Here is a 14,534-nt window from a genome sequence, read left to right on the forward strand (position 1 = left end):
CGTACCGGACGCTTCCTTATAATAAGCCGCTTACCAGCGCGGGGACTGCGATAAAATTTCCGATTGCTCCGCCGAGGCTGGATAAAAAGAAGATCAACAGGATGTGCGCTATTTTGTTTTTATACCATCCTTTGATGCTCGTTACGTCGGTGGTCAGGTTTTCCATATCGGCGACCTGCGGTTTCCGCACCCAAGCTTGAACAATACCGGTAAATAAGCCGACTCCGATAAACGGGTTAAGGGTTGCGAGGGGCGCTCCTAAAAAGCCGGTGATAATGCTTAACGGATGACCAAGTGCAAGCAAGGTGCCGAGTGCGGCAAGGCTTCCGTTCCAGAGCAGCCAGCGTACCAGCAACGCGCTTGACGCTGCAACGCCGCCTTTCATAAATCCTGCTGCGATAAGCAGTATAATCAGCGCCGGGAGTATCCAGCCCGAAATTTTTGCAAAACCGCTTTTCGGCGGTACGTCTGCAATATCGCTTACATCGTTCGGCGCGGTTCCGTTTTGCAGCTTTTCAATGTAGGCGGCGGTACCTTCGAGGTGTCCCGCCCCCAGAACCGCAACGGTTTTCTTTCCTGCCGCATTCCATATTTTTGTCGCCAAATAACGGTCGCGCTCGTCGATGAGGGCTTCTTTTACCTGCGGTAAGTATTCCGCCATTTCCGCCATCATGCTATCCATTTCGCTTTTGTCTTTCAGCGCTTCAATTTCGTCCGCGCTGAGTTTTTCGGTAGAAAAAGCGCTGCTAAGCAGCGTTGCCAAAAGCTTCGATTTGCCCCACAGATTGTTCTTTGCCCATGCCCGTTTGAGCGTGATGTGAATCGGACGATCAACAAGCTCCGTTTTAATCGAAAGCTCTTTCGCGGCGGTAATGGCGGCCTTCATTTCATCCCCCGGCTTAACCCCGACATCGGCGCCGATCCGCTTCTGAAAAGCAGCAAGCACTAAATTAGCGAGCAGCAAAAAGCCTTTTCCGCTTTTCAGCACTTCGACAATATCAAGTTCCTGCCATTGCTTTTCATCAGTAAGCGCTTTATACCGTTGTTCATCCAATTCGACGCACACGCAGTCGGGCTGTTCGTCGTGAATGCACCGCTCAACATCATCGATGCTTTCTTTTGAAATATGCGCCGTTCCAAGCAAGATGATTTCTTTATCATTTAAGGTAATACGTTTCAATGTTTGATTCATGAGGTTATCCTATTTTTGAGCAGTTTTATTCCCATCGGGGGCAAGCTCGCTTACCGCAAGCCGGTATTCAAAAAAAGTCGGTGCTTGTGTGGTCTTAATTTCGAGTAGAAATTTTTCGGCAAGATGTCCTTTTCCGGCAAGCCGGTAGAATTCGGCTAAATAAAAGAATTTGCGTAAACGTTCCGTTTCGTCCTTTTCTTTTGTAATGCGATTATTGACATCGCTATCACCTGCAAAGTCGATAAAGAGACGGCAAAGATAATAATCGGTTTCGCGTTTTGTGCGGTCTATCGTTTTAAGATATTTTGACATAAAATCTTTTGCCTCAGCTTTTTTCTTCATTTTATAGCTGCATACGGTTGCCGATAATGCGTAATAGATGTTTGTGGGAGCATAACGCAGTGCATTCACAAAAGCTTTGCGGGAGTTTTCCCAATCTTTTTTTTCAAACAGTAAAATACCGAGTCCTTCATACGCAAAATAGTATTGCGGGTAGAGTTCTGTTACTTTTTTGTAATGTTTTATTGCGGCTTCTTTATTGCCGAGGTCATCATTCAATCCTGCAAGATAAATGTGAATAAAATATGAATCGGGGACAAGCTCGATTGCGCGGTTAAATGCAACACGGGCTTCTTCTCTCCTTCCGATTTGCAGATTATAAGAGCCGAGATCTGTCCAGTGCGGGGCGGCATCGGGTTCCAAGTCAATCGCTTTTTGTATATCTGCAATCGCCTCCGCCATGCGGTTTGTCTCCGATTTTATCCGTGCCAATTCGGCGATTGCAAGACTGTTCTTTGGTTGATACTTCAAGACGGTGAGATAGCATTGCTCAGCTTCCGGCATCTTATTGTCTAGATAATACACCTTACCGCACCAAATCAATGCCTGAATATCGTTCGGATGTTTTTTTAAAATTTTACTGAACGTTTTTCCTGCTTCTTTATAGTTTCCTTGGTCATAAAAATCGATTCCTTCTTCCCGTAATGCCTGTACATTCTCAGGATCGAGTTTTAATATCTTTTTTAAATACGTTTTCCGCATTTTTTTGTCATTTTTTGCTTGTGCAACCATCGTCATCGTATACAGTACATTGAGGTCGTTGGGATATTGCTTTTCCAGGGCTTTTGCCGTCTCCTCAGCATCCCGTACCCGTCCGGTTGAAATAAGTACGGCTACTTTTAAATTCCGTATTGAAAGAGAATCTCTGTCCTCTTCGGGCAATGCATCAAAGAGTGCAATGGCTTCATCCGTTTTTTGTTCGTTTAATAATGTGTTGAGCTGCTGTCCGAATATAACACGCGGCGGGATTTCTTCAGGAGTTTCCGCCGTACTGCCGGCGGCTGCGGGCTTTTCGGATACTTTTCGGTTAGACTGCGTATGAGGCTTTGCGCTCTGTGCGCTCAAGCAGGAAAGCATACCGATTATAAGGGAGATACATACGGCTTTTTTTGAAATACTTCTATACAAATGTTTCATGAAAACTCCTACGGAACGGTGATTAACTAAAACTAAAGAAACTGCTCAAAGCCTTTCGCTTTTGCATAACCCCGCTAGTCTACCCAAGTTTTCCAATCTGGTCTAGCGGTTATGTTAAACGGTTGTACATCCGTGTGCACTTTTCATGATGCGACAACGCAGATGCATGGTATATTTGCAAAGGGAAGGATTGCAATTATTATCCCCTTTTATTAGACTAACAGCGTATGAAGCATATTGTCGGCAGAGTAGTTGCATATACCGCTCTTTATTGTAGTGTTATTTTCGGTATTTTTGTTCTTCAGTTTACCAAAGGACAAACATTTTCTTTAACTTTAGGATCTATGGCCGTTACAGGCAGGCAGGAGCGTACCGAAGCGGGTGAAACGCTCCCTCTTTTACCCCTTCATGTCGTGTCGAATGGGCTTGATTTATATATTAGCGACCAAAATCCCGTTTATGCCGTAGATGCAGCGGACACGATTTCTCCTTTGCGTGTACTATCGTACCAATTTTATGAAACGGAAGCACGTTTTTCGGTACACTGCTCTGATGATGTGGTTATTTCATTTTTTTCCGAAAAGCGGGGTGAAGTTGACAGCCTTATGGTTGAAGCTGTGCTTCCTGAAGGAATAAAAAGAGTATTGCTTCCGTGGAAGATTACTCAAAATGCCGGTATTGAGCGTGCCGACGGCAAGATTTTTGTGCGTTCCGGTAAAAAGCAATACACGTTTACCGGCAGCTTCGGGTTTGATACGGATGGTGAAAATACGGCGGCACAATTGGAAGGGCCTCATCTGGTACTCGCAAAAACACAGCCGATTGCCTCTTATAAAACCTATTTGCCGCTTGAAGAGCTTGATATCACGACTATCCCGTCGATGGTACAGGCTTCTGCGGAATCATATACGGCAGCGCTGAACACTTTTTCCTCAGCTGTTATCCACGCGGGTACACAGGCGCTTTCAGCTAAACAGATAACGGAGAAAACGTTGACGGCCTATATTGCCGAAATGGGACAGCGCGGCAAATTCGCCGGAGCGATGGAAGCTGCTCCGGCTCAAACGCTGGCGCGGAACGTGCGGACATATCTTTCAAATCCTTTTTACAATAATATACAGGAAACCCATGTAGGCTTGGCTGCTGACGATACAAAAAAAAGAGAGTTGTATGCTGCCCTTATCACGGATAATTCACTTGAAATTTTTGAACAAGACAGCTTAATACCGTTTTTAACCGACCGCGGCTCTAGGCGCAGCATAGAAGGTTTATTCCGGCTGATAGGAAAGCTGGATGCTGCACAGCTTAACGCACGGCAGGCGGCAGGGGTATTGGCAGTGTGGCTCGACTGTACGCATTACTACCCTGAGCAAAAGACATTGTTTGAAGATTTACTGCCGTTGTGTGAGAAAAAAATTACCGAATCCCTCTTGCTGATTAATGAAGGTTTATATCTGAGCAATAACGGCACGTATATCGACAGTGCTGACTCTTTAACTTCTGCACAAATACTGATGCGATACGGAACGGAGCAATCTTCGGTATGGCAATCCGTTGCACGAATGCTGGTAACTTCTTTATTAAGGTACTCAGGTGAATCGGCCGGGGTGCCGATAGGTTTTACCATAACCGGAAGTAAATCGACACAGTTGGAAATTACAGCTGATGACAGCGGTATGCTGGATGCCGGTACGCTCTATCCTTTGCTAAAGCCGGATAACAGTTGGTATCCCCATGCACAGTCGCTTGCGTTGCAGGCGGAAGCCGGTATTTGGGCGTGGACTTGTGCGCAGAACATCGAGGTTTTGGAAAACACTTCAAAAACCTTAGTATTGCGGATTCGTTTTCCCGAAGGCCAATCTCACTATCTTACCTTGCACGGTATTAGGTCTTTCTATCGGATTGAGATGTATGGTATTCCGTTCAGGAGCGATGCCCGTTTTGAAATGTATAACTCCTCCGGCTATGCCTATAATGCAGGAAGTAAGATTTTATACTTAAAGATGAGACATAAGAGCGAATACGAAACAATACGCCTCTCGCTCGGTTCAGCGCCACAGGAGCCTGCTTCCGGTTCAAATACAAGCACCGGAGCCGCTCCTTCTACGGAGGCAGCATCCTCTAACCAAGCGGCAGGCACAACTGGGGCTCTTTCGGTACCGCAACCGGAAAATCCCGCTCAGCCGGAGGATGCTGAGTAACCCTGTTCCGAGACTTCCGTTTCGGAACAGACAACCTAAGGCCTTATTCCGTCCATGTATATGAAGCAACAGCGCTAAAGGCGCTTGTATTATCATCGGTGTTATAACCGTCGGCGCTTTTTACCCAGAAATAATACGTCGTACCGGAGACGAGATTGTTGTACTTTGCAGACACCTGCTTGAGATTGCTGCGCACAAATGTATCAAGCTCTGTTGCTGCCGATACATCATCCGTTGTTCCCCAGTATACATGATAATAAGCGCTGCGGGTGGAATCCCAGGTAAGCTTTATTCCTAAACGGTCTCCGGTACCATCTTTCGAAGCGGCAAGATTTGTCGGTACCGGTAAATTTTGGTGCGTTAACGTACAACTGACACCATTGCTGAAGTCGCTTGTCTGGTCGGTATTGTTATAACCGTCGGCGCTTTTCACCCAGAAATAATATGTACCGGAAGCCGAAAAACTCTTAGAATAACTTGTTGATGAAACCGTATCGCTTAATAATATGGCAGATGCCGTGTTATTGGTTGTCCCATAATAAACCCAGTAGTATTTTGCTCCGGTTGTAGTCCAGCTCACCGTAATCGTATTGAGCTTTTCCGTGGAAAGCTCCGCTTGTACGTTCGCCGGTACTTGAAGTGTCGTGTACGTAAACGATAATGGCGCAACATTACTGAAACTGCTCAAACTGCTTGAGGACGTAAAATCGTCGGCAGCCCTTACCCAAAAATAGTAGGTTCCGGTTTCCGATAACGTGGTGGAATACTTTGATGAAAATGTATAATCGGTCAAAACTTTTGCTGTAGATGAATCGTTACTTGTGTTGTAATACACCCAGTAAGTTTTTGCGCCGGTACTTGTCCACGAAATAGTTATGCCATTAACCGTGTTACTGTCAAGTTCAGCCTTTACATCCGTCGGCGCATACGCCCCCTTTGCAGTAGGTGTTGGTGTCGGCGTTGGATTATTAACGGGGCCGTTACATCCAATAACGGCACAGAGTAATAAAACAGCACTTATAACGGAGATGTATTTTTTTACTCTGTTATTGGCATTTTGGATATCCGCAGGATGATTTTTTCCTGCCGGACGTTTTGTCGTATTCGGCATTTTTGCCCTCCTCTTTTGTTAAGGTGTTCCAAACGATGGAGTTGATTCATGTTTAGAACTTTCCTTCTATTATATCCCCTAAAGTCAAGAGAAAAACAAAAATGAGCTGGGGCAAACGCATCAGACATTTTTTTATCCCCCCTCAGAATAATTGGGACTGCTCAACCGGAGTTGAACCGTTGGTTCAAATGGTCACCGCATAAAAAAAGCCCTGCCGAATGTAATCGACAGGGCTTTTTCGATAGCCTTTATAGCCTCGGTGTGCTTATCCGGAGCTATAAGGAAAATTATTTTTCCGCTAAAAGCATTGTTTTGGCGTCAAGTTTGCAGCCGGTATCAAAGTTCGCTTTACCGCGAGCTTTTAACGCGTGTATTTTAATAGCGTCCGGCGTCGGTTCCAAATACAGGATAACGTCTAGATCATCTGCATAAGGTTTTAAATCGGCATGAACGGCTTTTTCACGTGCGTCAGCGGAAGCAGAATACCAGACGAACATACCGGTTTCTTTTGCAAAAGTTTTTATCTGCTGAATCGCTTCGGGAACCGCTTTGGAAAAATCGAAATCATCGATAATCAGCGCGGAAGGCTTGGATCCGACTTCAAACAGCGCTTTTACGGTCTTGATAATTTGTGTCGTACGTACAATGTCTTGATTAAAATTCAGAACAATGCGTCGTGCGATAACCTCCGACTTTAACTCGGCTGCTTTTTCAAGGTGTTTTTTCTCGGCTGTTTCGTCGAACATATTGTTGTACCATGTAATGGCATAATCGGTTTGCTGACTGAACGAGATATGTACAATCGGTTTACCTTGCAGCAGCTGATCCAATCCGAGCTGTACCAGCATGGAAGTTTTTCCAACGCCTCTTTTAGCTGTTACAATACCGATTTCCCCCGGTTGTAACGCCCCTCCGAGCGCTTTCTCAAAATTACGAACAGCGCTGCGTTCAATTAAATCTTCTTTAACCATTTTCCGCCTCCTATTTTTGTTGTTCCGCTTTGCGTTTTTCTTCGTACGCCTTAATTAAGTTCTCCGTAACACTCTGGGGAGCCTTACCGTACTTCGCAAATTCCATTGAGTATTCCGCTTTACCCTGCGTTGAAGAGCGCAAAATGGTTGAAAATCCGAACATTTCGCTTAACGGGACTTCTGCATCAACGCGGGTAAACTGTTCATCTTCGGTCGACGAAAGTATTATACCACGACGTTGGTTGATAAGTCCAAAGATATTTCCTTGAAATTCCTGAGGGCCTTCGATTGAAACTTTCATAATCGGTTCGAGTACAATCGGATTGGCTTTTTTGTACGCTTCGCGGAAAGCACCGATAGCGGCAGCCTGGAATGCCATATCGGAAGAGTCAACCGGGTGTGTTTGACCGTCGTTAATGGTAACCCGTACACCGACAATCGGGAAGCCGATAAGCGTCCCCTTCTTCACGGCCGCTTTAAAGCCCTTATCGCAAGACGGAATGAATTCCGAAGGAATGGCGCCGCCCTTAATCTGATCGACAAACTCGTAGTCTTGCTCAGAGGTAGGTTCGATAAAGCCTGCAACACGACCGAATTGACCGGAACCGCCTGTCTGCTTTTTATGGGTGTAGTTAAAGTCTGCACGCTGGCTGATTGCTTCGCGGTAGGCAACTTGCGGCATACCGGTTTCTACTTCGCACTTGTATTCGCGGCGCATCCGTTCAATGTATACATCCAAATGCAACTCGCCCATACCCTGAATAACCGTTTCGTTCGATTCGGGGTCGACATAGGTACGGAAAGTGGGGTCTTCTTTGGTAAAGCGGTTTAACGCCTTGCCCATCTGGTCGGCGGATTTCTTATCTTTGGGAGTAACCGAAAGCGAAATAACCGGATCGGGGACGTACATAGAGCTCATTGCATAGTTGAGGTCCCCACCGCAGAACGTGTCACCCGATGCACATTCGATACCGAAGAGCGCAACGATGTCTCCCGGGCCGCCTTCGGAAATATCTTCCATTTCGGCAGAGTTCATGCGAACAAGGCGTCCTACCTTGAACTTTTTGCGTGAGCGGGTATTGTACAGTTCGCCGCCTTTTTTCAGCGTTCCCTGATAGATACGCACATAGGTCAACTGTCCGTATTTTCCATCCTCCAGCTTAAAGCCGAGCGATACAACCGGATCATCAGCGTTGGAAGTTAGTACAACAGGCTCTTCGTTTTTATCCAAATCGAGCGCCTTATTGGTAATTTCCGTCGGATTGGGTAAGTAGTAGGTAACGGCATCGAGCAGCGGCTGGATACCTTTGTTTTTATAGGCTGAACCGAGGAACACGGGTACAAAAGCTTCTTTTAAGGTTCCTGCGCGTACCGCTGCACGGATCATCTCTTCCGTTTCGGCGCCTTCAAGATATGCTTCTGCAAGCTCATCAGAGAACATGGATGCTGCATCGATCATTTCTTCGCGGTATTTTTTTGCATCATCCAGCAGATGCGCCGGAATTTCGGCAACGCGGAGTTCGGTGCCGCTGTCTCCTTCAAAGTATAGCGCCTTCATCGTTACGAGGTCGATAACACCTTCGAGTTTATCTTCCAGACCGATCGGGAGCTGCATCATATAGGCATTGAGACCGAGTTTTTCGCGGAGCTGCATCCGTACCTTTAACGGGTTTGCACCGGTTCTATCGCACTTGTTGACAAAGGCAATCCGCGGAACATGATAGCGTTTAAGCTGGCGGTCAACGGTGATAGATTGAGACTGTACACCGGCAACGGAACAAAGTACTAAAATAGCGCCGTCCAAGACGCGCAACGAACGTTCAACCTCAATGGTAAAGTCAACGTGTCCCGGGGTATCGATAACGTTAATGGTATGATCTTTCCATTGTACCTGTGTTGATGCGGACTGAATGGTGATACCGCGCTCCCGTTCCAATTCCATATTATCCATAACGGCGCCGACACCGTCTTTTCCGCGTACTTCATGAATGGTATGAATACGGTCGCAATAAAACAAGATACGCTCTGAAAGGGTTGTTTTTCCCGAATCGATGTGCGCACTGATACCGATATTTCTCATTTTTGAAATATCACTACTCATAATTCTTTTACCTCATTTCTATAAGATTTTTACGTCAAAAAAAACAGCAGCTAAAAATATCAATTTTCAAAAACTGTCTATAAGCAAGATTATAAATTATACAGGAAACGGTTTTTGATTGCAAGACTAAGCTTTAAGTTATGTGAGAAAAAGGCGCAAAAAGCAGAAAGATGCCTCTTTCGTATACTAAAACGTGTCCAATATGTAACTGCTGCTGTTAAATACTGTTTAAACTGAAAGGACTATTTTAGTAATTGGAATTTTGAAAGATGTCTATTAATGATCAGTACATTTTATGAGTGCTGAGGGGATGGTCTATGGTTACAGTCAATGAAATTCAAAAGGCTTTGGACGGTATTCGTCCTCACTTGCAAGCGGATGGAGGCGATGTTGAATTTGTCTCATTATCCGATGACGGTGTTGTTTCCGTCCGATTAAAGGGGGCGTGCGGCTCCTGTCCGATGGCTTTGATGACGTTAAAATCCGGTATTGAAGCTCAACTAAAAGAATCCTATCCTGATATAAAAAAAGTCGTCTCCGTTTAATATCTTTACATTATCCCGATCTTGATATACTCAAGTTTTCGGGGTATTGTGCCGATACCTTAAAAGGAAATTTTTACAACAATGATCTTCTTCTTAATCTGAATTACTATAAAAGTTGTAGCATGCCGGTACTGTATATAAGTTTCCGGAGAAAGCTGCCGTATTAAACGAGAGCTTATTTACTTTAATAAGGAACTTCTATGAAAAAGCTACTGCTCTGTGTCTGTGCGTCCGCCTTTCTGGGGGCATTTCTATTTGCCGGAGGCAAGGTAGAAACCCGCACTGTAGAAAATCCCGAAAGCTGGGATGAATCTTTTGATCTTACGGGGAAAAAGCCGGGTAAGTATAATGTACTTGTTACGGCCGAAGATTCGGCAGGTAATATCGGAGAAGCCGGCCCCTTTAATATGTACATAGACCCCCGCTCGGATCAACCGGTTGTGTCTATTACAAACCCCTTCAAAAATATGAATATTACGGGAACTTTTAGTGCATCCGGAACATGTTTTGACGATGACGGTATCGATTATATTGAAGTAGCCTTAGACGACAATGAACCGGTCCGTGCAAAAGGTAAGCAGTTTTGGACACAAACCTTTAATACTGCCGACTTGCAAGAGGGGGTACACCGTATTACTGCATGGGGTATCGACATTAACGGACTAAAGAGTGACGGCGTTTCGGTTGAGTTTAATTTGAATCTGCATACGCCTGAAACCCTTGTAACCACTATGGATGACGGTGCCCTGATTTCCGGTAAACAGGTATTGGGAGGAATCGTGCGGGATGGAAACGGCGTGAGTAAGCTGTTCTATTCGCTGGATGCCGGACATACCTATACGCCGCTTGCGCTTAAATATGATAAAAAGGCGGACGTTTCTTCTTTTAAGCTTGACATTGATACACGTAAAATGCCTGAGGGGCCGACCGTATGTTGGTTTAAGGCGGTTGATAAATTAGGAGCCGAAGGTATTTCTACGTTCTTATTCTTTATTGATAATACTCCTCCTGTGGTTGATTTTTTTTATCCTGCCCCTTCCGAAAAGGTTAATAGCGTTTTTGGGATAGCAGGCTTTGCAAGCGATGCGGTAAATCTTAAGTCGTTATCGTGGCGAATGGGGAATCAAGCCGGAGATTTTGAACTGACTAAAGGAAATTCTTATTGGGTTAAAGAATTTGATGTGAGCGGTTTTTCAAATAAAACCGAGACCGTTGAGATTACTGCCGAAGATGCAGCCGGCAATATTACGAAGGTAGTACGGACAATTACGATTGATAAATCCGTGGATGCTCCACGCCTTACAATAGTACAGCCCGTTGCCAATGCCATTACCGGTAACAGTATATATCTTGCCGGTTCAATTCAAAGTGGTTTCGGAGTTTCCGAAATACGCTATAGAATCGATCGAGGGGAGGAAGTAACCGTACCCGTCACCATGAGTGCTTTTGGCGTTCCTATTACCGATATTTCGGGAGGAACGCATACGGTTTCTGTTTATGCCGTTAACCCACAAGGTGTAAGAGGTAATACCGAAACGGTATCTTTCTCGGTAATAGGTACGAAGCCCGTTATCGGACTTGAGGGAACTTCCGGTGTTGTGCAGTCGGCGGCTCCTGATAGCCGGACTCCCGTTACAATAACTGTCAGCGCCGGAGCCGGACTTGATTCGGTTTCATACACTATTGCAGATAATACTGAAATTCCTGTTTCAATCAGGAAAGGGGCTGCAAATACGCTTATCCGTATTCCGGTTGATTCTTCATTTACCGGCAAGGTGGTTCCCGTTGCAGTACAAGCTTCCGATATATACGGCAGGGCTGTCGCTCAAACTATTTTAATTGATTCTCAGACAACTGCGGAAGAAGAAGCTTTTGCCTGGGCGGAAGGGAATAAATCTTCTGACGGAACTTTTGTTTTATCCGATAACAATACGCTAACGGCGGTATATCGTCCTGCAGGCGAGGCGGAGATTGCTTCCGTCGAATTAGCCGGTTCTACAATACCCTGCGAATTGTCATTTTCGGGTCATGTCATTGCGCTCGCTGTCACTGAAGAAGGAGTATATAAAAATGTACGGATTACCGTTACGGACACGGAAGGCCGGACTTTTATCTCTTCGGGTATTAATATTCTCGTTGATAAAACCGCTCCGGTAATTAAGCTGACGCTTGCCGAAGAGCCTCGCTTTATAAAAGAATCGCTGGAATTAGCCGGCACAATTTCCGATATTTCCGCATTACAGTCGATAACATACACGGTTGGAGATGCCGAAGCGCAACCGCTTCCTTCCGCTAAGTTCTCTCAGAAAATTGCGCTGGAAAATTATCCTGACGGCGTTATTGTTGTGGGTGTACATGCAGTCGATGTGCTTGGACAGAAAAGCTCTGCATATCGGACATTCTATAAAAATTCGCAGGGACCGCAGGTGTCGCTTATCCTTCCTCGTGAAGGCGATAAGGTGAACGGTTCTATTTTGGTGGCTTTTAAACCGGATAACTATTCTGCCCTCGAAAAAATCGAGTATAAACCGGAAGGTTCTAATCGTCCCTGGGAGCCCATGGAAATTTCTCCTCTTCCCCATAGAATTATCGGGACGGCAGCCGCACCGATCGGTAAGGGAATGGTGTTCCGATTTACAGATAAAGCAGGGAATGTCTCAACATATAACGAGTATCCTTTTGAAATAGACACTGAGTCGGATAAGCCGATTATTGAAGTCCACTTACCGGAAGAAGATGCTATTGTAGTAAAAGATTTTGTCCTGTCCGGTATCATCCATGACGATGACGGCGTTTCGAAAGTCTTTTATCAGATTGACAACGGTGCAATCAAATCTCTTGAAGTAAAGAATACCTTTACGGTTCCGCTTGCTTTAACCGATTTTACGGATAATGAACATACTATTTCAATTTATGCCGAAGATATTTATGGCGTTAAGAGCAATGTATTTAAGCGGAAGGTTCGGGTTTCTCTTGAACCTCCGTCAGTTGCGGTTCAGGCGCCGGCGAGTACGTCCATAGTAAAAGATATTATTTCTATCAAAGGAACTGCAGCCGATAAAAACGGCATCAAGTCAATTGAGGTGTCGATTGACAACGGAAATACCTATTCTAAAGCAGAAGGTGGTGAGAACTGGTACTATGATTTTAATACCGCTGTGATTGCCGATGGAACCCATGTAGTGTTTATAAAAGCTGTAGACCAATACGGCGAAGAATCTCGAGCTTCTACTCTGGTAAACATCGATAATACGGCACCGGTACTCCAGTTTGAATATCCCATCCCCGGTGGAAGATACGACAATGAGCTTTTTGTTTCCGGACAGGTATATGACGAAATCGCCTTAAAAGAAGTTGCCGTTCATATCAAAGGATTACAAGGTCAGTCGGTACCGGCGAAGTTTTCAAATACAGTGCTTGAACCGAAGCTTATCGTCTCAAAGAGTATCAATGTTGCAGATCTTCCTGAAGGATCTTATAACCTTGAAATTGTCGGTTCAGATGAAGCAGGAAATGTTACCAATATTGCCCGAAACTTTGTCATTGATCGTAGTAATGATAAAGGAAAGATTGAGCTTCTCGCTCCACTTATGGGAGAAACATTGGTCGGCGAGTTTAATATATATGGAAAGATTTCCAGTACGATTTTCCCTGAGTCGGCTACCTTATATATCGATGGTGCGGAGCGCGGTACGTCCGCTATTTCTCCGACCGGTTATTTTAATTTTAGAATAACGCCTGAAGGTATGACCGAAGGTTCGCATAAAATATCGGTTAAAGCAGAAATTGTAAAAAATAAACCGGAAAGTTCTGCCGTTCATTCGATAGTTTATAAGACCTCTGGTCCGTGGATTACGATTGATAATTTTGCAATGGGTGATTTTGCCGTTGAGCGGCCGTATCTGAAAGGTAAGGCGGGATACACTCTTTCCGAAGAAGAGAAGTTATTACTCAAAGACAAATCTACGGCAGTCGGTGTTCGCGAAGCAATCGCTGCAAAGAAATTAGTTGCAGTAGAACTTAGTTTTAATAACGGTAGAACATTTGTCCCGCTCGGTTCGAAAGCCAACTGGAAATACCGGCTTGAAACCGGCGATATGGCAGAAGGTGAACATTTCTTGCTCGTGCGTGCTCGAATGGCAAATAATGAAACTGCCGTTTGCCGTATGGTAGTGAGTATCGATAAGACGGCTCCTGTTGTTACACTGCTTACTCCGGATGAAGGCGGAACCTATAACCAATCTTTGACGTATGCAGGATTAGCAACCGATGATGTTTCTCTTACTAATGTTTCTTTATCTTTACGAAAGGGTGATAAATACCTTTATGGTATACCAAAGGTTATACAAGGGTTGCATTTTGATGTCGGTTTCTGGGGTGCTACGTTCTGGAATGCCGGAGTTGGTTTGAGTTTCTTCGGCAGCAATGTGAAATTACAACTTCATTACGGACAGTTCTTGCAATCGCAATGGGATTTATTCTATAAGGGTAAGGAAAGAATGCGGTATGGCGGGCACGTAGTAAGTATGAAGATTCTTGCAAATGTATTCGAGCTGCCTTTTGAATCTTTTGCAGGACCTGATTGGTCGTGGTTATATATGACCGGTGCTTTAGGGGCAAATTTCTCGCTCTTTACGGAAACCCAAAAGGGAAAGCCGCAAGTTCTTGCTGCTATGCTGGCACAGATAGAGTTCCCCCGTGTTAAGTTATCGAAGAAGAAAATGAAGTATTTTAGAAGCTTTGCTGTGTATACAGAAGGGCAGCTGTGGTTTATCCCAACCGATGTCAGCGGCGGTTCTTCCTCAGCAATAAGGGGTGTCCTTCCGCATATATCGGTCGGTCTCCGCTTTGATGTATTCTAAAAAAAATGCAGCGCCAAAGGCGCTGCATTTTTTGTTTTAAAAGATGTTTAACGTGTTGTTTCGGAGTAAAAATAC

8 protein-coding genes are annotated in these 14,534 nt (G+C 44.9%); 3 read left to right on the plus strand and 5 right to left on the minus strand.

Going from position 1 to position 14,534, the window contains the following annotated elements:
- Nucleotides 1-16: 16 nt before the first annotated feature.
- Together E4N66_RS00970 and E4N66_RS00975 are read right to left on the minus strand one after the other, a co-directional pair.
- The gene (locus E4N66_RS00970) at nucleotides 17-1,192 is read right to left on the minus strand and encodes a TraB/GumN family protein (RefSeq protein WP_253728617.1); all 1,176 of its coding nucleotides are present in this window, start codon (nucleotides 1,190-1,192) and stop codon (nucleotides 17-19) included.
- A gap of 9 nt (nucleotides 1,193-1,201) precedes the next feature.
- The gene (locus tag E4N66_RS00975) at nucleotides 1,202-2,668 is read right to left on the minus strand and encodes a tetratricopeptide repeat protein (RefSeq protein WP_253728618.1); all 1,467 of its coding nucleotides are present in this window, start codon (nucleotides 2,666-2,668) and stop codon (nucleotides 1,202-1,204) included.
- Between the two features lie 227 nt (nucleotides 2,669-2,895).
- Here E4N66_RS00975 and E4N66_RS00980 point away from each other — a divergent pair, with 227 nt between their 5' ends.
- Nucleotides 2,896-4,869 carry a hypothetical protein gene (locus tag E4N66_RS00980; protein WP_253728619.1) on the plus strand — a complete coding sequence of 658 codons (1,974 nt, stop codon included), beginning with the start codon at nucleotides 2,896-2,898 and terminating at the stop codon, nucleotides 4,867-4,869.
- A 43-nt stretch (nucleotides 4,870-4,912) separates the two neighbouring features.
- On the opposite strand, the gene E4N66_RS00985 is transcribed toward E4N66_RS00980, so the two are convergent.
- From E4N66_RS00985 to fusA, 3 genes are all read right to left on the minus strand, one after another.
- A complete protein-coding gene (locus E4N66_RS00985; RefSeq protein WP_253728620.1) occupies nucleotides 4,913-5,980 on the minus strand; it encodes a hypothetical protein in 1,068 nt (355 codons plus the stop codon).
- A 287-nt stretch (nucleotides 5,981-6,267) separates the two neighbouring features.
- A complete protein-coding gene (locus E4N66_RS00990; protein WP_044014675.1) occupies nucleotides 6,268-6,951 on the minus strand; it encodes a hypothetical protein in 684 nt (227 codons plus the stop codon).
- 10 nt (nucleotides 6,952-6,961) lie between these two features.
- Entirely contained in the window at nucleotides 6,962-9,052 is a 2,091-nt protein-coding gene (gene fusA, locus E4N66_RS00995) for an elongation factor G (RefSeq protein ID WP_253728621.1), read from the minus strand.
- A gap of 317 nt (nucleotides 9,053-9,369) precedes the next feature.
- Between fusA and E4N66_RS01000 the strand changes: the two genes are divergently transcribed.
- Together E4N66_RS01000 and E4N66_RS01005 are read left to right on the plus strand one after the other, a co-directional pair.
- Nucleotides 9,370-9,597: a NifU family protein gene (locus E4N66_RS01000; protein WP_044014679.1), complete on the plus strand. Its 228-nt coding sequence runs from the start codon at nucleotides 9,370-9,372 to the stop codon at nucleotides 9,595-9,597.
- A 200-nt stretch (nucleotides 9,598-9,797) separates the two neighbouring features.
- Entirely contained in the window at nucleotides 9,798-14,459 is a 4,662-nt protein-coding gene (locus E4N66_RS01005; RefSeq protein WP_253728622.1) for an Ig-like domain-containing protein, read from the plus strand.
- Nucleotides 14,460-14,534: the final 75 nt, after the last annotated feature.

This window comes from Treponema sp. OMZ 857, assembly GCF_024181085.1.
Lineage (GTDB): Bacteria > Spirochaetota > Spirochaetia > Treponematales > Treponemataceae > Treponema.

Coding starts and splice junctions, on each gene's coding strand:
- E4N66_RS01005 (WP_253728622.1), top strand. CDS start 9,798: ATGAAAAAGCTACTGCTCTGTGTCTGTGCGTCCGCCTTTCTGGGGGCA.
- E4N66_RS00990 (WP_044014675.1), bottom strand. CDS start 6,951: ATGGTTAAAGAAGATTTAATTGAACGCAGCGCTGTTCGTAATTTTGAG.
- E4N66_RS00980 (WP_253728619.1), top strand. CDS start 2,896: ATGAAGCATATTGTCGGCAGAGTAGTTGCATATACCGCTCTTTATTGT.
- E4N66_RS00975 (WP_253728618.1), bottom strand. CDS start 2,668: ATGAAACATTTGTATAGAAGTATTTCAAAAAAAGCCGTATGTATCTCC.
- fusA (WP_253728621.1), bottom strand. CDS start 9,052: ATGAGTAGTGATATTTCAAAAATGAGAAATATCGGTATCAGTGCGCAC.
- E4N66_RS00970 (WP_253728617.1), bottom strand. CDS start 1,192: ATGAATCAAACATTGAAACGTATTACCTTAAATGATAAAGAAATCATC.
- E4N66_RS00985 (WP_253728620.1), bottom strand. CDS start 5,980: ATGCCGAATACGACAAAACGTCCGGCAGGAAAAAATCATCCTGCGGAT.
- E4N66_RS01000 (WP_044014679.1), top strand. CDS start 9,370: ATGGTTACAGTCAATGAAATTCAAAAGGCTTTGGACGGTATTCGTCCT.